Annotated in this window: 17 protein-coding genes; 3 read left to right on the forward strand and 14 right to left on the reverse strand. The window is 72.4% G+C overall.

Going from position 1 to position 18,142, the window contains the following annotated elements; genetic code table 11:
- Positions 1-25: 25 nt before the first annotated feature.
- From ACZ5DC_RS08035 to hrcA, 6 genes are all read right to left on the reverse strand, one after another.
- Positions 26-535 carry a hypothetical protein gene (locus ACZ5DC_RS08035; RefSeq protein WP_468650544.1) on the reverse strand — a complete coding sequence of 170 codons (510 nt, stop codon included), beginning with the start codon at positions 533-535 and terminating at the stop codon, positions 26-28.
- Positions 536-835: 300 nt separating this feature from the next.
- Complete coding sequence (locus ACZ5DC_RS08040) at positions 836-1,228, reverse strand: VOC family protein (protein ID WP_468650546.1); 393 nt, start codon at positions 1,226-1,228, stop codon at positions 836-838.
- A 14-nt stretch (positions 1,229-1,242) separates the two neighbouring features.
- Positions 1,243-1,995: a 16S rRNA (uracil(1498)-N(3))-methyltransferase gene (locus tag ACZ5DC_RS08045; protein ID WP_468650548.1), complete on the reverse strand. Its 753-nt coding sequence runs from the start codon at positions 1,993-1,995 to the stop codon at positions 1,243-1,245.
- Positions 1,992-3,065 (reverse strand): nitronate monooxygenase, encoded by a 1,074-nt coding sequence (locus ACZ5DC_RS08050; protein WP_468650550.1) that lies wholly within the window; start codon positions 3,063-3,065, stop codon positions 1,992-1,994. The genes ACZ5DC_RS08045 and ACZ5DC_RS08050 overlap by 4 nt, the downstream gene beginning before the upstream one ends.
- Positions 3,066-3,165: 100 nt before the next feature.
- The gene (dnaJ, locus tag ACZ5DC_RS08055; protein WP_468650552.1) at positions 3,166-4,302 is read right to left on the reverse strand and encodes a molecular chaperone DnaJ; all 1,137 of its coding nucleotides are present in this window, start codon (positions 4,300-4,302) and stop codon (positions 3,166-3,168) included.
- Positions 4,303-5,319 carry a heat-inducible transcriptional repressor HrcA gene (gene hrcA, locus ACZ5DC_RS08060; protein ID WP_366749548.1) on the reverse strand — a complete coding sequence of 339 codons (1,017 nt, stop codon included), beginning with the start codon at positions 5,317-5,319 and terminating at the stop codon, positions 4,303-4,305.
- A gap of 161 nt (positions 5,320-5,480) precedes the next feature.
- Here hrcA and ACZ5DC_RS08065 point away from each other — a divergent pair, with 161 nt between their 5' ends.
- Together ACZ5DC_RS08065 and ACZ5DC_RS08070 are read left to right on the forward strand one after the other, a co-directional pair.
- The gene (locus tag ACZ5DC_RS08065; RefSeq protein ID WP_468650554.1) at positions 5,481-6,203 is read left to right on the forward strand and encodes an MBL fold metallo-hydrolase; all 723 of its coding nucleotides are present in this window, start codon (positions 5,481-5,483) and stop codon (positions 6,201-6,203) included.
- A gap of 68 nt (positions 6,204-6,271) precedes the next feature.
- Positions 6,272-7,087, forward strand: coding sequence for a DUF3097 domain-containing protein (locus tag ACZ5DC_RS08070; RefSeq protein WP_468650556.1), 816 nt, complete (start codon positions 6,272-6,274; stop codon positions 7,085-7,087).
- On the opposite strand, the gene ACZ5DC_RS08075 is transcribed toward ACZ5DC_RS08070, so the two are convergent.
- From ACZ5DC_RS08075 to lepA, 5 genes are all read right to left on the reverse strand, one after another.
- Positions 7,065-7,643: a Uma2 family endonuclease gene (locus ACZ5DC_RS08075; protein WP_468650558.1), complete on the reverse strand. Its 579-nt coding sequence runs from the start codon at positions 7,641-7,643 to the stop codon at positions 7,065-7,067. The genes ACZ5DC_RS08070 and ACZ5DC_RS08075 overlap by 23 nt on opposite strands.
- Before the next feature lie 99 nt (positions 7,644-7,742).
- On the reverse strand, positions 7,743-8,975 hold the full coding sequence (hemW, locus tag ACZ5DC_RS08080) for a radical SAM family heme chaperone HemW (RefSeq protein WP_468650560.1): 1,233 nt from the start codon (positions 8,973-8,975) through the stop codon (positions 7,743-7,745).
- Between the two features lie 27 nt (positions 8,976-9,002).
- A complete protein-coding gene (locus ACZ5DC_RS08085; RefSeq protein ID WP_468651270.1) occupies positions 9,003-10,823 on the reverse strand; it encodes a SpoIIE family protein phosphatase in 1,821 nt (606 codons plus the stop codon).
- A gap of 129 nt (positions 10,824-10,952) precedes the next feature.
- Positions 10,953-12,827: an AMP-dependent synthetase/ligase gene (locus ACZ5DC_RS08090; RefSeq protein ID WP_468650562.1), complete on the reverse strand. Its 1,875-nt coding sequence runs from the start codon at positions 12,825-12,827 to the stop codon at positions 10,953-10,955.
- Positions 12,828-13,087: 260 nt separating this feature from the next.
- A complete protein-coding gene (lepA, locus tag ACZ5DC_RS08095) occupies positions 13,088-14,962 on the reverse strand; it encodes a translation elongation factor 4 (RefSeq protein WP_468650564.1) in 1,875 nt (624 codons plus the stop codon).
- A 225-nt stretch (positions 14,963-15,187) separates the two neighbouring features.
- Here lepA and rpsT point away from each other — a divergent pair, with 225 nt between their 5' ends.
- Positions 15,188-15,454, forward strand: coding sequence for a 30S ribosomal protein S20 (gene rpsT, locus ACZ5DC_RS08100; RefSeq protein WP_004001350.1), 267 nt, complete (start codon positions 15,188-15,190; stop codon positions 15,452-15,454).
- 345 nt (positions 15,455-15,799) lie between these two features.
- Here rpsT and holA read toward each other — a convergent pair whose 3' ends face one another.
- The 3 genes from holA to ACZ5DC_RS08115 all read right to left on the reverse strand — a co-directional run bounded on the left by holA (position 15,800) and on the right by ACZ5DC_RS08115 (position 18,106).
- Positions 15,800-16,789: a DNA polymerase III subunit delta gene (gene holA / locus ACZ5DC_RS08105; protein ID WP_366749556.1), complete on the reverse strand. Its 990-nt coding sequence runs from the start codon at positions 16,787-16,789 to the stop codon at positions 15,800-15,802.
- Between the two features lie 123 nt (positions 16,790-16,912).
- Positions 16,913-17,158, reverse strand: a complete 246-nt coding sequence (locus ACZ5DC_RS08110; RefSeq protein WP_468650566.1) for a hypothetical protein — start codon at positions 17,156-17,158, stop codon at positions 16,913-16,915.
- Between the two features lie 111 nt (positions 17,159-17,269).
- On the reverse strand, positions 17,270-18,106 hold the full coding sequence (locus tag ACZ5DC_RS08115; RefSeq protein WP_468650568.1) for an arylamine N-acetyltransferase family protein: 837 nt from the start codon (positions 18,104-18,106) through the stop codon (positions 17,270-17,272).
- Positions 18,107-18,142 lie beyond the last annotated feature (36 nt).

Here is an 18,142-nt window from a genome sequence, read left to right on the forward strand (position 1 = left end):
GGGTGCCTCCGCTCGCGGTTTCGGATCACTTGCCCGGCACGGGCCGGACGGTGCGGGTGACGGTGACGGTCACGGTCGGCCGTCCCCCGGTGGGCGGCCGGTACGTCGGCCCGGCCGGGGCGGAGCAGTTGCCGAGCCCGTCGACGCGGAACAGCTGTCTGCCGTCGACCTTGGCGGTCAGGTCGCCGCGCACGCAGGCTCCGTCGACGGCCCTGGTCACCACGCCGGCGACGACGATCCTCCGCCCGTCGTCCGTCTCGCCCCGGCAGTCGACGGAGACGACGGTGGTCTCGCTCGGCGACGCGGGCGAGCCGCGGCGCGCGCCGTCGTCACCGCGGTGACCGCCGGTGCACGTGAGCCAGGCGACGTTCACGTGCCGGTGCTCCAGCGCGGCGGTCGCGGTCCGGTCGGTGGTGTAGGCGACGCTCGCGGAGCCGAGCCCCCCACCGGGCTGACAGGCCACGGCAGCCCCGCCGCCCACCGCGACGAGCCCCGCCACGGCCACCGCCCGCCGTCTCCGCCTCGAAGCCCCCATACAGGGCAGCGTCCCATCGGCCCCCACCGCGGGGAAGCCCGGATACGGCCACTCACCCGTTCGGGGGGGGCCGGCCGTCTGCGCCGGCCGCGTGCGCGGTCATCACAGGCTCAGACGGCTCGTGGTGGCGGACGGCACCGTCTCCTGGTGGGCCGTCCGGCACCCGCACGCGGACCGCGACGCCTGCCGGGAGCGGCTACCGGTACGCGGGCCGCGTGCTGGACGGCTGGGAGCTGTTCCGCCCGGTCGTCGAGGCCGTGGACGCCGTCGAAGGCGCCCGGGCCCCCACGGCGGCGGACGTCAGCCGCGCAGCAGCAGCCACTCCTGGAGTTCGACGAGGTTGCCCTCCGGGTCCTCGATGTGGGCCACGCGCATCCGGTCGGTCATGGGGGCCGGTCCGTGCAGCAGGGTCGCGCCCCGGGCGGTGATCCGCGCGCAGTAGGTGTTGAGGTCGTCGACGCGCAGGACGACCAGGGACCGGTGGCCGGTGGCGGTGTCGCCCAGCCCGGCCAGCACCCCGGCCATCATCGCGCGGTCCTGGAGCGCGATCCCGGCCGAGCCGGCGTGCGGGCCGAACTTCTCGTACGGCCCCTGCGCCGCGCCGGACTGCGGCTCGAGGCCGAGGACGTCGGCGTAGAAGCGGTAGCAGGCGGCGAAGTCGGTCACCAGGAGCCGGACCTGGACGAGTTCCACGGTGTCTCCAGGGGTCAGGACCAGCGGCCGGTGCGGCCCAGCAGCAGGGCCACGGCGGCGGTGCCGGCGGTGGAGGTGCGCAGGACGCTGGGGCCGAGGACGCAGGCCCTCGCGCCCGCCTCCTCGAAGAGCGCCAACTCGTCCCGTGACACACCGCCTTCGGGACCCACGACCAGGACGATCTCCCCCTCGGTGGGGAGTTCGGCGGTGGCCAGCGGCTCGCTGACGTGGTCGAAGTCGGAGTGGAGCACGGCGGCGAAGTCCGCCGCGGCGAGCAGCGCGGCGACCTGCTTGGTGGACGCCAGGTCCGCGACCTCGGGAAAGCGCAGCCGGCGGGACTGCTTGCCGGCCTCCCGCGCGGTGGCACGCCACTTGGCGAGCGCCTTCAGCCCCCGCTCGCCCTTCCACTGGGTGATGCACCGCGCGGCCTGCCAGGGCACGATCGCGTCGACGCCGGTCTCCGTCATCGTCTCCACGGCCAGCTCGCCCCGGTCGCCCTTGGGCAGCGCCTGGACGACGGTGATACGGGGGCGGGGCTCGGGCTCCACCGGGAACTCGAACGGCTCGACCACCAGGTGGTCCTTCCCCGACACGCCGACGACGACCCCGGCCGCGCCCCGGCCCCTGCCGTCGGTGAGCACCACGTTCTCGCCCGGCTGCAACCGCCGTACGGAGACCGCGTGCCGTCCCTCGGGGCCCTGGACGTCGACGACCGAGCCGGGGCCCACGCCCTCCAGGGTGTCGACGACGAACACCGGCGCGGTCATCGGGGGCCCCCGGCCGACAACGCTGTCCGGGCCTCGGCGAGTTCGGCCGCCAGCACCTCCACCAGCCGGCCCGCGGGCAGTTCCCGGGCCATCCGGTGGCCCTGCCCGGCCCACATCGCCATGCCCTGCGCGTCCTCGGCCTTGGCGGCGGCCTTGCGCAGCGGCGCGGTGAGGTGGTGGACCTCGGGGTAGGCGGCGGGGGCGTACCGGCCGTGCTCGCGCAGGAAGCGGTTGACCAGCGCGCGGGCCGGGCGGCCGGTGAAGGCGCGGGTCAGCTCGGTGCGCGGGAACAGCGGGTCGGTCAGCGCCCGCTTGTGCAGGGGGTGCGCGCCGGACTCGTGGGCGGCGACGAACGCGGTGCCCAGCTGGGCCGCGCTCGCGCCCGCGGCGAGGACGGCGGCGATCTGGCCGCCGCGCATGACGCCGCCGGCGGCGACGACCGGGATGCGCACGGCCTCGCGGACCTGCGCGAGCAGCGACAGCAGGCCGACGCCGGCGCCGTCGTTCTCGGGGAGGTCGCGGTGGGTGCCCTGGTGTCCGCCGGCCTCCACGCCCTGAGCGATCACCGCGTCGGCCCCGGCCCGCTCGACCGCGCGGGCCTCCTCGGCGGTGGTGGCGGTGACCAGGGTGAAGGTGCCGGCGCGGTGGAGCTTGTCGAACACCTCGCGCGGCGGCACCCCGAAGTGGAAGGAGACCACCGGCACCGGGTCGTCGAGCAGGACGGCGAGCTTGGCGTCGTAGCCGTCGTCCCGGCCGCTGTCCGGGTCGCCCAGCTCGGTCTCGTACCAGGCGGCCTCGCCGGCCAGCTGGTGCGCGTAGAGGTCGACGGCCCCGGACTCCGCGTGCTCGGGCTGCGGCATGAAGAGGTTCACGCCGAAGGGGCGGCTCGTGAGCCCGCGCAGCTGCTTGATGTCCTGGTACATGCCGTCGGCTGTCTTGTACCCGGCGGCGAGGAACCCGAGGCCGCCGGCCTCGGAGACGGCGGCGGCGAGCTGCGGGACGGAGACACCGCCCGCCATGGGGGCCTGCACGATCGGGTGGGGGAAGAGATCGGTCAGCGCGGAGGACATGAGCGCATGTTGTCACGTCCTTCGGACAAGTCCGAATCCGGGCATCCACCGGCACATGCCCACGGCATACGGGGTGCCGGGGCACCCCGTCCGTCACCGCTCAGCGCCCGTTGAACGCATCCTTCAGCCGCGAGAACAGCCCCTGCTGACCCGGCTGGAACTGGCCCTGGGGCCGTTCCTCGCCGCGCAGCTTGGCCAGCTCGCGCAACAGCCGCTCCTGCTCCGGGTCCAGCTTGGTCGGCGTCGTCACCTCGACGTGCACGACCAGGTCGCCCCGGCCGCCGCCGCGCAGATGCGTGACGCCCCGGCTGTGCAGCGGGATCGACTGGCCGGACTGGGTGCCGGGCCGGATGTCGACCTCCTCCAGGCCGTCCAGCGTCTCCAGCGGCACCTTCGTGCCGAGGGCCGCCGCCGTCATCGGGATCGTGACCGTGCAGTGCAGGTCGTCGCCGCGCCGCTGGAACCTCGGGTGCGGCAGCTCGTGGATCTCGACGTACAGGTCGCCGGCCGGGCCGCCGCCGGGGCCGACCTCGCCCTCGCCGGCGAGCTGGATGCGCGTGCCGTTGTCGACGCCGGCCGGGATCTTCACGGTCAGCGTCCGCCGCGAGCGCACCCGGCCGTCGCCGGCGCACTCCGGGCACGGCGTCGGGACGACCGTGCCGAAGCCCTGGCACTGCGGGCACGGCCGCGAGGTCATGACCTGGCCCAGGAAGGACCGGGTGACCTGGGAGACCTCGCCCCGGCCGCGGCACATGTCACACGTCTGGGCGGACGTGCCGGGCGCCGCGCCCTCGCCGTTGCAGGTGTTGCAGACGACGGCCGTGTCGACCTGGATGTCCTTGGTGGTCCCGAAGGCCGCCTCGTCCAGCTCGACCTCGATCCGGATCATCGCGTCCTGGCCGCGCCGGGTGCGCGAGCGCGGCCCGCGCTGCGACGCCGTACCGAAGAACGCGTCCATGATGTCGGAGAAGTTGCCGAAGCCGCCGGCCCCGAAGCCGCCCGCGCCCGCGCCGCCCGACTGGGAGAGCGGGTCGCCGCCGAGGTCGTAGACCTGCTTCTTCTGCGGGTCCGACAGCACCTCGTAAGCGGCGTTGATCTCCTTGAACCGCTCCTGGGTCTTCGGGTCCGGGTTGACGTCCGGGTGCAGCTCGCGCGCGAGCCTGCGGAACGCCTTCTTGATCTCATCCTGCGACGCGTCGCGGCGCACGCCGAGAACGGCGTAATAGTCCGTGGCCACTTACGACTCCGCCAGGATCTGTCCGACGTACCGTGCCACTGCGCGTACCGCTCCCATCGTTCCCGGGTAGTCCATGCGGGTCGGTCCGACCACGCCGAGCTTGGCAACCGCCTCGCCGCCCGAACCGTAGCCGACCGACACGACGGAGGTGGAGTTGAGTCCCTCATGGGCGTTCTCGTGCCCGATGCGCACGGTCACGCCCGGATCCTTCGCCTCGCCGAGGAGCTTGAGGAGCACGACCTGCTCCTCCAGGGCCTCCAGGACGGGCCGGATCGTGAGGGGGAAGTCATGGCCGAAGCGGGTCAGATTGGCGGTGCCGCCGATCATCAACCGCTCCTCGTTCTCTTCCACGAGTGTCTCCAGAAGAGTGGAGAGCACCGTGGAGACCGTACCGCGGTCCTCCGGCTCGAAGGCGTCCGGGAGGTCCTCGACCAGTTTCGGCACGTCCGTGAACCGGCGACCGGCGACCCGGCTGTTGAGCCGCGCCCGCAGGTCCGCCAGCGAGCCCTCGCCGAACGGCGCCGGGCAGTCGACCATCCGCTGCTCGACCCGGCCGGTGTCCGTGATCAGCACGAGCATCACGCGCGCGGGGGCCAACGACAGCAGCTCCACGTGCCGGACGGTGGACCGGGTCAGGGACGGGTACTGCACGACGGCGACCTGCCGGGTGAGCTGCGCGAGCAGCCGCACGGTCCGCGCCACGACGTCGTCGAGGTCGACGGCGCCCTCCAGGAAGTTCTGGATCGCCCGCCGCTCGGGCCCGCTCATCGGCTTGACGCCCGCGAGCTTGTCCACGAACAGCCGGTAGCCCTTGTCGGTGGGGATCCGTCCCGCGCTGGTGTGCGGCTGGGCGATGTACCCCTCGTCCTCCAGGGCCGCCATGTCGTTGCGGACGGTCGCCGGGGACACGCCGAGGTTGTGCCGCTCGGTGAGCGCCTTGGAACCGACCGGCTCCTCGGTGCCCACGTAGTCCTGGACGATGGCGCGCAGTACCTGAAGCCTGCGTTCACTCAGCATTCGCGCGCACCTCCAGCACGTCGTCCCCTCGTCCGCTCGGGTCGTCCGCCTGGCACTCCACCCATGCGAGTGCCAGCGTTCCCCGGCCAGTGTACGGCTGCCGGGTACACCCTGGGCAAGGTCGGGCCGCCGTACCGGCTCGTACCGCTAGCGTCGCGGGTATGACCGTGACTTGGGAAGAGCTGGGGTGGCAGCGGCTGGCCGCGGGGGTGGGCCGGTGCCGGCTGCCGGGCTGGGACTGCACGGCGGGGCTGGTCCTCGGGGAGGGTACGGCCCTGCTCGTGGACGCCGGTTCCAGCCTCGCGGAGGGGGTCCGGCTGCGCGGGCGGGCCGAGGCGCTGGCGGGCGGCCGTGTGACCCATCTCGCGCTCACCCATCCCCACTTCGACCACGTCTTCGGCGCCGCCGCCCTCGCCGGGGCGGAGGTGTACGGGGCGGTGGGACTGGACGCGGTGTTCGCGTACGAGCGCGCGGACCTGCGGCTGGACGCGATCCGCAACGGGCTGCCGGTGGCCGACGCCGACGAGGCGGTGGACGCGCTGGTCCCGCCCCGCCACGCGGTCTCCGGCGAGTGGACGCTGGACCTCGGCGGCGGCCGCCAGGCACTGCTGGCCAACGTGGGCCCCGGCCACACGGCGCACGACCTGGCCGTCCTGGTCCCGGGCGATCCGGAGGTGGTGTTCTGCGGCGACCTGGTGGAGGAGTCCGGCGAACCGCAGGCGGGCCCCGACGCGGTCCCGTCCCGCTGGCCGGACGCGCTCGACCGGCTGCTGGCGCTCGGCGGCGAGGACGCACTGTACGTGCCCGGTCACGGAGCGGTGGTGGACGCGGGGTTCGTCCGCCGTCAACGCGACGCCCTGGCAACGCGGTTCGGCGTGATCTGAGCGGCTCTTCGCGGCCGGCCCCGGCGTGTCGTACGCCTCACCGCACGGCTTCTCCTATCGTCATCCGAATGCGCCAGTACACCTCCGACCTGACCCCACCCTGGAAGAAGCCCAAGCCCGTGCCGGAGGTCCCGGCCGAGCCGGGTCTGGTGGTGGAGGAGCCCGGCACCGGGTTCTGCGGCGCGGTGATCCGCTGCGAGGCGGGCACGGTGACCCTGGAGGACCGCTTCGGCAAGCACCGCGTGTTCCCGCTGGAGCCGCGCGGCTTCCTGCTGGAGGGCCGCGTGGTGACGCTGGTCCGCCCCGCCTCCCCGGCGCCGGTACGCCCCGCCCGGACGGCGTCCGGCTCGGTCGCCGTCCCCCAGGCACGCGCGCGCGTGGCCCGCGCCGGACGCATCTACGTGGAGGGCCGGCACGACGCCGAGCTCGTCGAGAAGGTGTGGGGCGACGACCTGCGGATCGAGGGCGTGGTCGTGGAGTACCTGGAGGGCGTCGACGACCTCCCGTCGATCGTGGAGTCCTTCGCTCCCGGCCCGGACGCGCGCCTGGGCGTCCTGGTGGACCACCTGCTGCCCGGCACGAAGGAGTGGCGCATCGCGCAGTCGGTGACCAGCGAGCACGCGCTGGTGGTCGGCCACCCGTTCATCGACATCTGGCAGGCGGTGAAGCCGGCGTCGCTGGGCATCGGGGCGTGGCCGGCGGTGCCGAAGGGGCAGGACTGGAAGACGGGCGTGTGCCGGGCGCTGGGCTGGCCGGCGGAGAACACCGGGGCGGTGTGGCAGGCGATCCTGAAGCGGGTGGGGTCCTACAAGGACCTGGAGCCGGAGCTGCTGGGGCGCGTGGAGGAGCTGATCGACTTCGTCACGGGTAGCGGTGGGGCCTGACGTCGGGGAACGTCCCGAACTCGGTGGTGTCGAGTTCGAGTCCGAGAGCCTCCAACGGGACCGGATCGCCGAACTTCACGATCTCCTGGCTCAGATAGTCGGCGTCCTCTCCGTGGCCCGACGGCTTCGTCATGAGAACGCACTGGGCCATGATCGGGTCGACGACGAGGTAGGCGGGGATCCCCCCCGCCGCGTAGATCGAGCGCTTGACCACGTAATCCTGGTGGACGCTGTACTTGGAGACGACCTCCAGCACCATCGTGATCAGCCGACCGGGCAACAGCCGTCCCGAACTCGGCAGGACATCGGGTGAGAGGACCACCAGATCCGGCACCGGTTCGCTCGACTCACCGGCGATGTCGACGTCCTGGGTCTGGAGGGGGTACCACCGCTCAAGGGGCATCTGCCGCTGTGTGTGCAGCACGATCAGGTTGTGCACCAGATCGGGGCCGGCCGTCATCACGATGACTCCTCGGAGAAGCTCGGCCTTGACGCCCTCGGGAGGCTCGAACTCGTCGAGGTACCTGGCCATCCCACGCTCGTCCACAGCGGTCATCTCCGTGGCCTCCACATCCGCCGCGTCCTGTCGGCGGCAGCCTACGAACCAGGTTAGGGACCGAACCGGCGTTCCGGGTGGATTCACCCGCCGGGGTGATCAGTCCACCAGGTCCCGCACCACCGCGTCCGCCAGCAGCCGCCCGCGCAGGGTCAGCGCGGCCCGGCCCTGCTCGTACGGCCCCTCCTTCAGGAGCCCGTCCGCCAGCGCGCGCCGGGAGGCCGCGAGCCCCTCCTCCCTCAGCAGGGACAACGGGACCCCTTCCCGCAGCCGCAGCTCCAGCAGGACGCGCTCCACGCGCCGGTCCTCGTCGGACAGCAGCTCCCGGCCCGCGCCCGGCGACTTCCCCGACGCCAGCGCCGCCGCGTACGCGCCCGGATGCTTGACGTTCCACCAGCGGACCCCGCCCACGTGCGAGTGGGCCCCGGGGCCCGCGCCCCACCAGTCGGCGCCGCGCCAGTACAGCTCGTTGTGCAGGCAGCGGCCCGCCTCGGAAGTGGCCCAGTTGGAGACCTCGTACCAGTCGAAGCCCGCCGCGCTCAGCATCTCCTCGGCGATCAGGTACCGGTCGGCGTGGACGTCGTCGTCGGTCATCGGGATCTCGCCCCGGCGGATCCGGCGGGCGAGCTGGGTGCCCTCCTCCACGATGAGCGCGTAGGCGCTGATGTGGTCGGGTCCGGCGCCCAGGGCGGCCTCCAGGGACGCCCGCCAGTCGTCGTCGCTCTCGCCGGGCGTGCCGTAGATCAGGTCGAGGTTGACGTGCTCGAAGCCCGCCGCCCGCGCCTCCGCGACGCACCGCTCGGGGCGGCCGGGGGTGTGGGTGCGGTCCAGGATCCTCAGCACGTGCTGCTTGGCGCTCTGCATGCCGAAGGAGATCCGGTTGAAGCCGCCCTCGCGGAGCGTGGCGAGGTAGGCGGGGTCGACGGACTCCGGGTTCGCCTCCGTGGTGATCTCCGCGTCCGGTGCCAGCCCGAACTCGTCCCGGACGGTCCCGAGCATCCGTACGAGGTCGTCGGCGGCCAGCAGCGTCGGCGTACCGCCGCCGACGAACACCGTGCGGACCTCGCGCGGGTCGTCGCCCAGCACCTTCCGGGCCAGCCGGATCTCCTCGGCCAGCGTGTCCGCGTAGTTGTCGCGGGAGGCCAGCACCCCGCCCGTGCCGCGCAGCTCGGTCGCGGTGTAGGTGTTGAAGTCGCAGTAGCCGCAGCGGGTCGCGCAGTACGGGACGTGCAGGTAGAAGCCGAGCGGGCGGGCGGCGGCCCCGGCGAGCGCGTGCGCGGGCAGCGCGCCGTCGGTGGGGACGGGCTCGCCGTCGGGGAGTGCGGAAGGCATGCCCTCCATTGTCCAGCACCGTGGGCGTTACTCCGCCTGGAGCACCAGCAGGGCCAGGTCGTCCTCGGGCAGGCCGCCGCCGAAGTCGTGGACCAGGCGGCGGATCCTTTCAGCTATCAGCTCGGCGCCGAGCCCGGCGCAGCCGGACAGGGCGCGGGCGAGGCCGTCGCCGTCGTCGAACTGGCGGCTGCCGGAGCGCCGCTCGGTCACGCCGTCGGTGACGCAGAGCAGGCTGTCGCCGGGGCGCAGGTCGAGGGTCTCGCTGGTGTAGGTCTCGTCCTCGACCACGCCGAGCAGGGTCTGCGGGCGGGCGGCGGTGCGCACGGTGCCGTCGGGGCTGAGGACGAGCGGCAGCGGGTGGCCGGCGGAGGCGAGGGTGCAGCGGACCCCGCCGTCGTACGGCGTCAGCTCGCCGTAGAGGAGGGACAGGAAGCGGGTCTGCGGGCCCTCTCCGGTGGCCAGCGGCCGGCCGCCGACGGCGACCAGGGCGCGGGCGGCGGCGTCGGCGGCCTCGGTGGCGTCGTCCAGGAGGAGCTGGTTGAGGCGGTCCAGGACGTCGGCGACCCGGTAGCCCTCGCGGGCCAGCAGGCGCAGCCAGGGGCGGGCGAGGCCGATCACCACGGCGGCCTCCGGGCCCTTGCCCTGGACGTCGCCGACGGCGAAGCACCAGCGGCCGTCGCCCGCCGGGAACAGGTCGTAGAAGTCGCCGCTGGGGCCGCCCTTGTCGCAGGGTTCGTAAACGAGCGCGCTGCGCACGCCGGGGATCTCGGCGACGGCGCCGGGCAGCAGGCCGCGCTGGAGGACGGCGCTGATGGTGGCCTGGCGGGCGTACTGGCGGGCCGCGCCGATGGCCAGGGCCACCCTGCGGCCGAGGTCCTCGACCAGCCCGGTGATCTCGTCCGGGAAGCCGGTCAGTCCGCACCGGCCGATGACCAGCGTGCCGAGCGGCCGGCCGCCCGCGATGAGCCGGTACGACAGCGCCGTCCCGTCGGCGCCCTGCGGGCCGAGCGCGTGGCCGGGCCAGGGGTAGGGCTCGGGGCCGGAGCGCAGCCCGCCCGGCGGGCCCGGCGGTTCCTTCTCCAGGGCGCACCGCAGCTCCTCGATCCGGGCCTCGCTGGCGTGCCAGACCCGGGCGGGTCCGCCGCCGGCGCCGCCCCGGACGGTCGCCTCGTCCTCCAGCCAGACCGCGCACCAGTCGGCGAGCCGGGGCACGATCAGCTGTCCGGTGAGCGCGGCGACCAGGTTCTCGTCCAGCTGTCCGGCGAGCAGGTCGGAGGCCTCGGCGAGGAAGGACAGGGCGCCCCGGCCGAGCCAGTCCCGGTCGCCCTCGGCGCGGTGCGGCTGCGGGGCGAGGTCCTCGGCGACCTCCAGGGCGGGCTCGGGGCCGGGTCCGTCCAGGGCCTCGCTGCCGCCCGGGGGCAGCCGCGCCCAGACGGTCTTGGCGCCGGTGCGGTAGGTCACGCCCCACGACTCGGCGAGCGTGGCGACGAGCCGTAGGCCGCGCCCGTACTCGGGTGTGTCGTACGGCCCCTCGCCGCTCGTGGCGTCCCGTGGGGCGCGGGACGGGTGCTGGTCGCGCACCTCGACCACGAGCGCGCCGGTGTCCTCCAGCCGCCACTCGACCTGCACCTCGGTGCCGGCGTGCACGACGGCGTTGGTGACCAGCTCGCTGACGACGGCCATGGCGTCGTCGGCGAGCCGCGCGCAGACCCCGGGCATCCCGTCCAGCGCGGCCCGCACGAGCGCGCGGGCCGAGCCCGGGGCCAGAGGGCTCCCGGGCAGCGTGGCCCGCCCGCGCGTCTCACCGGGCTGGGTGCCGCTCTCCCGCTGCGTGGGTATGGCCGCCATATCCATGCGGCCAGGGTGACAGACGGGGGGCGGCTATAAGCGGCGAGTTACCGAAGTGGCCAGAAGACGGAACGTTTCGGGCGCGCGTGAGCAGGAAAAGGGGCCCAGGGCCCGTCGACGGGGACCGCGCTACGCCTCCTTCGTCCCCGCGTACATCTCCTCGATGAGGTGCTTGTACTCCCGCTCCACCACCGGCCGCTTCAGCTTCAGGCTCGGCGTGATCTCCCCGTGCTCCACGTCGAGGTCCCGCGGCAGCAGCCGGAACTTCTTGATGGTCTGCCAGCGCTGGAGCCCGGAGTTGAGCTCCCGCACGTATCCGTCGACCATCTCCACCGTCTGCGGCGCGGCGACGATCTCGGCGTACGGCCTGCCCTCCAGCCCGTTCTCCTTCGCCCACTCCTGGATCGCGATCTCGTCCAGGGCGATGAGGGCGGTGCAGTAGTTCCGGTCGGCGCCGTGCACGAGGATGTTGGAGACGTACGGGCACACCGCCTTGAACTGCCCCTCGACCTCCGCCGGGGCGACGTACTTGCCGCCGGACGTCTTGATGAGGTCCTTCTTGCGGTCGGTGATGCGCAGGTAGCCGTCGGGCGACAGCTCGCCGATGTCCCCGGTGTGGAACCAGCCGTCGGACTCCAGCACCTCGGCGGTCTTCTCGGGCAGCTTGTGGTAGCCCTCCATGACGCCGGGGCCGCGCAGCAGGATCTCGCCGTCGTCGGCGATGCGGACCTCGGTGCCGGGCAGCGGCTTGCCGACCGTGCCGGTGCGGTAGGCCTCGCCGGGGTTGACGAAGGAGGCCGCGGAGGTCTCGGTGAGGCCGTAGCCCTCCAGGATGTGGATGCCGGCGCCGGCGAAGAAGTAGCCGATCTCCGGGGAGAGCGCGGAGGCTCCGGAGACACAGGCCCGCAGCCGGCCGCCGAAGGCCTCGCGGAGCTTGCCGTAGACGAGGGTGTCGGCGACCTTGTGCTTGGCGGCGAGCCCGAACGGCACAGAGGCCGTGCCGGTGCGCCGGAAGTTGTCCTGGCTGGCCTTGGCGTACTCGCGGGCGACCTCGGCGGCCCACTGGAAGATCCTGTACTTGGCCGCGCCGCCCTCGCGGGCCTTGGCCGCGACGCCGTTGTAGACCTTCTCGAAGATGCGCGGCACGGCCGCCATGTACGTCGGCCGCACCACGGGGAGGTTTTCGATGATCTTGTCGACCCGGCCGTCCACGGCGGTGACGTGCCCGACCTCGATCTGTCCGGAGGTGAGCACCTTGCCGAAGACGTGCGCGAGCGGCAGCCACAGGTACTGCACGTCGTCCATGGTCACCAGGCCGGTCGCGGCGATGGCCTTCGCCATGTAGGCCCAGTTGTCGTGCGGCAGCCGCACGCCCTTGGGGCGGCCGGTGGTGCCGGAGGTGTAGATGAGGGTGGCGAGCTGGTCCTTGGTGATCGCGCCGACCCGCTCCTTGATCAGCTGAGGGTGCTGCTCCAGGTAGGCGGCGCCGCGCCGCTCCAGCTCGGCGAGGGTGATCACCCAGTCGTCCGCCTCCACGCCGGCCGGGTCGACGACGACGACCTTCGTCAGGTCCGGCAGCTCGGCGCGCTTCTCGACGGCCTTGGCGAGCTGGGCCGCGTCCTCGGCGATCAGCACCCGGCTCTGGGAGTCGGAGAGGATGAACGCGGACTCGTCGGCGTTGGTCTGCGGGTAGACGGTGGTGGTGGCACCGCCGGCGCACATGATGCCGAGGTCGGCGAGGATCCACTCGACGCGGGTGGAGGAGGCGAGCGCCACCCGCTGCTCGGGCTCCACGCCCAGGTCGATGAGCCCGGCCGCGATCGCGTACACCCGGTCGGCCGCCTGCGCCCAGCTGAGCGACTTCCAGTCGTCGGGGCCCTGCCCGGCGGACGGCGGGACGGGGTAGCGGTAGGCCTCGGCGTCGGGTGTCGCCGCCACGCGCTCCAGGAAGAGGGCCGCCACGGACGGCGGACGGTTCTCGATCAGGGTCTGTGTGTCGCTCACGACATCCTCCGGGGGCCCGCGACGGTGCGGCTGACTCGGTGCGGCTGGGTTAACTCACGGTGGGGTCTCGGTCTGTTGTTTAACTCGCGAGTAACTATCGAGCAGGGATCAGGGTAAGGGGCGACCGCCCGCTGCGTAAGGGGCCTCGGCCTGTCACTTTCCACTCAGAGCGACGTTACGCACGCGTAGGGCCCGCCGCACTTTCGCACGACGGGCCCCCACATGCCCGGTTTACGGGCGTCGCCGGTAGTTACCCCTGGTTACTTCTTGCCCTTGACCGACCCCGCGCTGTCATCGCTGGACAGCACGGCGATGAAGGCCTCCTGCGGAACCTCCACGGAACCCACCATCTTCATCCGCTTCTTGCCTTCCTTCTGCTTCTCCAGCAGTTTCCGCTTACGGGAGATGTCACCGCCGTAGCACTTGGCGAGGACGTCCTTGCGGATGGCGCGGATGGTCTCGCGGGCGATCACCCGGGAGCCGATGGCGGCCTGCACCGGCACCTCGAAGTTCTGCCGCGGGATCAGCTCCTTGAGCTTGGCGACGAGCCGCACGCCGTACGCGTACGCCTGGTCCTTGTGGGTGATCGCCGAGAACGCGTCCACCTTGTCGCCGTGCAGCAGGATGTCGACCTTGACGAGGCTGCTCGACTGCTCGCCCGTGGGCTCGTAGTCCAGCGAGGCGTAACCGCGCGTCTTGGACTTCAGCTGGTCGAAGAAGTCGAACACGATCTCCGCGAGCGGGAGCGTGTAGCGGATCTCGACCCGGTCCTCCGAGAGGTAGTCCATGCCGAGCAGCGTGCCGCGCCGGGTCTGGCACAGCTCCATGATCGCGCCGATGAACTCGGTGGGCGCGAGGATCGTCGCCCGCACGACCGGCTCGTACACCTCGGCGATCTTCCCCTCGGGGAACTCGCTCGGGTTGGTGACGGTGGTCTCGCTGCCGTCCTCCATGATCACGCGGTAGACCACGTTGGGGGCGGTGGCGATCAGATCGAGCCCGAACTCCCGCTCCAGCCGCTCCCGGATCACGTCCAGGTGCAGCAGGCCGAGGAAGCCGACGCGGAAGCCGAAGCCGAGGGCCGCGGACGTCTCCGGCTCGTAGACCAGCGCGGCGTCGTTGAGCTGGAGCTTGTCCAGGGCCTCGCGCAGCTCCGGGTAGTCGGAGCCGTCCAGCGGGTACAGACCCGAGAAGACCATCGGCTTCGGGTCCTTGTAACCGCCGAGCGCATCCGTCGCGCCCTTGTGCTGGCTGGTGACGGTGTCACCGACCTTCGACTGCCGGACGTCCTTCACACCGGTGATGAGGTAACCCACCTCACCCACGCCCAGGCCGTCCGCCGGCAGCATCTCGGGCGAGTTGACGCCGATCTCCAGCAGCTCGTGCGTGGCGCCGGTCGACATCATCCTGATGCGTTCACGCCTGTTGAGCTGACCGTCGATGACACGGACGTACGTCACGACACCGCGGTAGGAGTCGTACACCGAGTCGAAGATCATGGCGCGGGCGGGCGCGTCGGCGACCCCGACCGGCGCCGGGATCTCCTTGACGACCTTGTTCAGCAGCGCGTCCACGCCGAGCCCGGTCTTCGCGGAGACCTTGAGCACGTCCTGCGGATCACAGCCGACCAGGTTCGCCAGCTCCTCGGCGAACTTCTCCGGCTGGGCGGCCGGCAGGTCGATCTTGTTCAGCACCGGGATGATCGTGAGGTCGTTCTCCATCGCCAGGTAGAGGTTGGCGAGGGTCTGCGCCTCGATGCCCTGGGCGGCGTCGACGAGGAGGACGGTCCCCTCGCAGGCGGCGAGCGACCGCGAGACCTCGTAGGTGAAGTCGACGTGCCCCGGGGTGTCGATCATGTTGAGGATGTGGGTCGTGCCCTGGTCGGGGCCCTCGGTCGGGGCCCAGGGCAGACGCACCGCCTGGGACTTGATCGTGATGCCGCGCTCGCGCTCGATGTCCATCCGGTCGAGGTACTGAGCACGCATCTGCCGCTGCTCGACCACACCGGTCAGCTGGAGCATCCGGTCGGCGAGGGTGGACTTGCCGTGGTCGATGTGCGCGATGATGCAGAAGTTGCGGATCAGAGCCGGGTCGGTACGGCTCGGCTCGGGCACATGGTTAGGGGTCGCGGGCACGCAGGGTCCTGTCTCTTGAGGCGCCTTATGCCTCGGGTCGGATCGTTACGTAGTCTCCATGGTCCCACGCGCAGGGACCGGGGGCCGTTTTGGGCCGTCCGGAAGGCCACTGGTACTGTAGATGGCTGTGCCTCATGCCCTCTCAGCGCGAGGCACGGCAGATAATTTTGGATCACCGGCACGGGACCCATGCGGCCCCGTGCCTGAACCTGAAAAGGCTCCTTCGTGGCGAACATCAAGTCCCAGATCAAGCGGATCAAGACCAACGAGAAGGCCCGGCTGCGCAACAAGGCCGTCAAGTCCTCCCTGAAGACCGCGATCCGCAAGGCTCGCGAGGCCGCTGCCGCGGGTGACGTCGAGAAGGCCACCGAGCTGCAGCGCGCTGCCGCGCGTGCGCTCGACAAGGCCGTCTCGAAGGGCGTCATCCACAAGAACCAGGCCGCCAACAAGAAGTCGGCGCTTGCTTCCAAGGTCGCGTCCCTCAAGGGCTGAACTCCCTTCTGATCTGACCGCCGGAAGGACCCAGAGCGGGCCCTCTCTCATCCGCTCCCGCCCGGCACCCCCGAGCCTGTTCGCGGCCTGCGTTCGCCACGCGGGAACGGGCTCACCAGCTTGAACCGAGGACCCCGCTCCTCTCGCCCTTCCCCAGGGCGGGGGACCGGGGTCTTCGTTCGTCTGCTGCCCGGAATGCGGCCCGGGCGTCCTGGGACCGGGCCCGGGCGCCCCGAGACCGGCCCGGGCGCCCAGGGGTGCAGGGTGCTCGTGATCCGGGAGGCGGACCAAGGGCTGGTCGCCCTTCTCCGCACCCCTTTCTCGCCGGTTCGCTCCCGGCGGTCGCTACCCGCGCCCGCGGGAACGGGCGGCCCGGGCGATCGTCACGACCGCCTTCTCCAACGCGTACTCGGGATCGTCCCCGCCTCCCTTCACACCGGCGTCCGCCTCGGCGACCGCCCTGAGCGCCACCGCGACCCCGTCCGGCGTCCAGCCCCGCATCTGCTGCCGGACCCGGTCGATCTTCCACGGCGGCATGCCCAGCTCACGCGCCAGGTCGGCCGGCCGGCCGCCCCGGGCCGAGGACAGCTTCCCGATCGCCCGCACGCCCTGCGCCAGCGCACTGGTGATCATCACCGGCGCCACGCCCGTCGCCAGCGACCATCTGAGCGCCTCCAGCGCCTCCGCCGTCCGGCCCTCCACGGCCCGGTCGGCGACCGTGAAGCTGGACGCCTCGGCACGCCCGGTGTAGTACCGCCTGACGACCGCCTCGTCGATCGTCCCCTCCACGTCGGCGACCAACTGCGAGACCGCCGAGGCCAGCTCCCGCAGATCGCTCCCGATGGCGTCGCAGAGCGTCTGGCACGCCTCGGGCGTGGCCGACCGCCCGGACGAACGGAACTCCCCCCGCACGAAGGCCAGCCGGTCCGCCGGCTTGGTCATCTTCGGGCAGGCCACCTCCCGCGCCCCCGCCTTGCGCGCGGCGTCCAGCAGCCCTTTGCCCTTGGCACCGCCGGCGTGCAGCAGCACCAGCGTGATCTCCTCGGCGGGCGAACCGAGGTACGCCTTCACGTCCTTGACCGTGTCGGCGGACAGGTCCTGCGCGTTGCGTACGACCACGACCTTGCGCTCGGCGAAGAGCGACGGGCTGGTCAGCTCGGCGAGTGTGCCGGGCTGCAGCTGCTCCGGGGTCAGGTCACGTACGTCCGTGTCGGCGTCGGCGGCCCTGGCGGCGGCCACCACCTCCCGCACGGCACGGTCGAGCAGGAGGTCCTCCTGGCCCACGGCGAGGGTCACCGGGGCGAGAGGGTCGTCATTCGCAGTCTTCCTGGCCATCACTGACAGCATCCCACGCGGCACTGACAACGAAGCGCTCCCGGCACCCTGACCGGGCCCCGAGCGGACCCTGAGGACGACTCGGGGGCCGGCCCCGACGCGAGCGGCGCGCCGGGCCCGGGGTCACGGCTCCTCGCGCCAGCCGTCCCACTCCCCCGCGAACGCGTCCAGCTCGGCGGGGTCGAGCCGCTCGCCCTCGTCCCGCAGCACCACCAGCCACTGGGCGTCCTCGGCGTCGTCCTCACCGGCCAGCGCGTCCCGGACCAGCCGGGGTTCCTCGGCGATGCCGAACCGCTCCCCGAGCGCCTCGGCCGCCTCCTCGGCGGCGTCGCGATCAGGCAGCACCAGCACATGTCTCACATCACTCACGGGGCCATTGTCCGGCACCGCGCGAGACGAAGGGGCAGGTCAGTCCTGGGGCGAGCGGGGCGTGCGCCGTTCCGGGGCATCACGGGCCCACATCACGCCCGGCGCCCACCGTCAGCGGTCCGGGCCGGGGTCGCGCACCGTCGGCACACGGCTCAACTCGATGCCGAAGCGCTCCCGGTAGACCGTCAGCACCTCTTCGTCCGTCTGCAGCTCCCGCGTCTCCTGTGCGCCGTCCACGGTGGTCGTCTTCAGCCCGCGCCCGCTGAGCGTGATCCTTCCCCCGTCCTCCGTGAGCCGCGAACAGACCAGCGACCGGGTGAAGTGCGACCGTGGCGACGTGTTGTGCCACCAGGCGCCGGCCGCGAAGTCCCCGAGCGCCCGGGGGCGGGTCTCCAGCCGGTACTGCGGCTTGCCGTCCCGCACGACGTCCAGGTCCCCGGTGCCCGGCGCGGCACCGCCACGCGCCCCGGCCGGATCCGGCCCGGCGTCCACCACCCGGAAGCTCCCACCGGGGTCGTCCTGCTCCCCGCGTTCCGCACAGGCGAGCGGCCAGTGGCTGTGCGCCCCGAATCCGACATCGGCGAGCCAGGTGTCCCCGTCCGCCGTCCGCACCCGCAGCGCCATATGGTCGTAAGGGATCCCGAGCTGCCCCTCGTCGCCGTACACGCGTCCGGCGAGCAGCTCGACCTCGTAGCCGAGGGCGGCGAGCAACGTCCCGAAGGCGCCGTTCAGTTCGTAGCAGAAGCCGCCCCGCCGGGCCTCGGTCACCTTGTCCAGCAGCCGCTTCTCCTCCAGGGTGATCTCCTCTCCGAGGTGGACCGACAGGTTCTCGAAGGGAACGGCCCGCAGATGGCGCAGGTGCAACTCGCGCAGCGTCTCGCTGGTGGGCCGTGGCGGGTGGGTGAGGCCGAGTCGGCGGAGATAGGCGTCGATCTGTACCGAGGTCATCGGCCCAGTCTGCTCCAGCCCCTGCTCGTCCTCACC

It is taken from the genome of Streptomyces sp. NPDC031445, assembly GCF_055581365.1.

What these genes read in the sequence shown, in the direction of transcription:
- ACZ5DC_RS08085 (WP_468651270.1), bottom strand. Translation starts at nt 10,823, where the DNA reads ATGGCGGCCATACCCACGCAGCGGGAGAGCGGCACCCAGCCCGGTGAG.
- hemW (WP_468650560.1), bottom strand. Translation starts at nt 8,975, where the DNA reads ATGCCTTCCGCACTCCCCGACGGCGAGCCCGTCCCCACCGACGGCGCG.
- ACZ5DC_RS08065 (WP_468650554.1), top strand. Translation starts at nt 5,481, where the DNA reads ATGACCGTGACTTGGGAAGAGCTGGGGTGGCAGCGGCTGGCCGCGGGG.
- ACZ5DC_RS08070 (WP_468650556.1), top strand. Translation starts at nt 6,272, where the DNA reads ATGCGCCAGTACACCTCCGACCTGACCCCACCCTGGAAGAAGCCCAAG.
- ACZ5DC_RS08115 (WP_468650568.1), bottom strand. Translation starts at nt 18,106, where the DNA reads ATGACCTCGGTACAGATCGACGCCTATCTCCGCCGACTCGGCCTCACC.
- ACZ5DC_RS08035 (WP_468650544.1), bottom strand. Translation starts at nt 535, where the DNA reads ATGGGGGCTTCGAGGCGGAGACGGCGGGCGGTGGCCGTGGCGGGGCTC.
- holA (WP_366749556.1), bottom strand. Translation starts at nt 16,789, where the DNA reads ATGGCCAGGAAGACTGCGAATGACGACCCTCTCGCCCCGGTGACCCTC.
- ACZ5DC_RS08045 (WP_468650548.1), bottom strand. Translation starts at nt 1,995, where the DNA reads ATGACCGCGCCGGTGTTCGTCGTCGACACCCTGGAGGGCGTGGGCCCC.
- ACZ5DC_RS08075 (WP_468650558.1), bottom strand. Translation starts at nt 7,643, where the DNA reads ATGACCGCTGTGGACGAGCGTGGGATGGCCAGGTACCTCGACGAGTTC.
- hrcA (WP_366749548.1), bottom strand. Translation starts at nt 5,319, where the DNA reads ATGCTGAGTGAACGCAGGCTTCAGGTACTGCGCGCCATCGTCCAGGAC.
- ACZ5DC_RS08050 (WP_468650550.1), bottom strand. Translation starts at nt 3,065, where the DNA reads ATGTCCTCCGCGCTGACCGATCTCTTCCCCCACCCGATCGTGCAGGCC.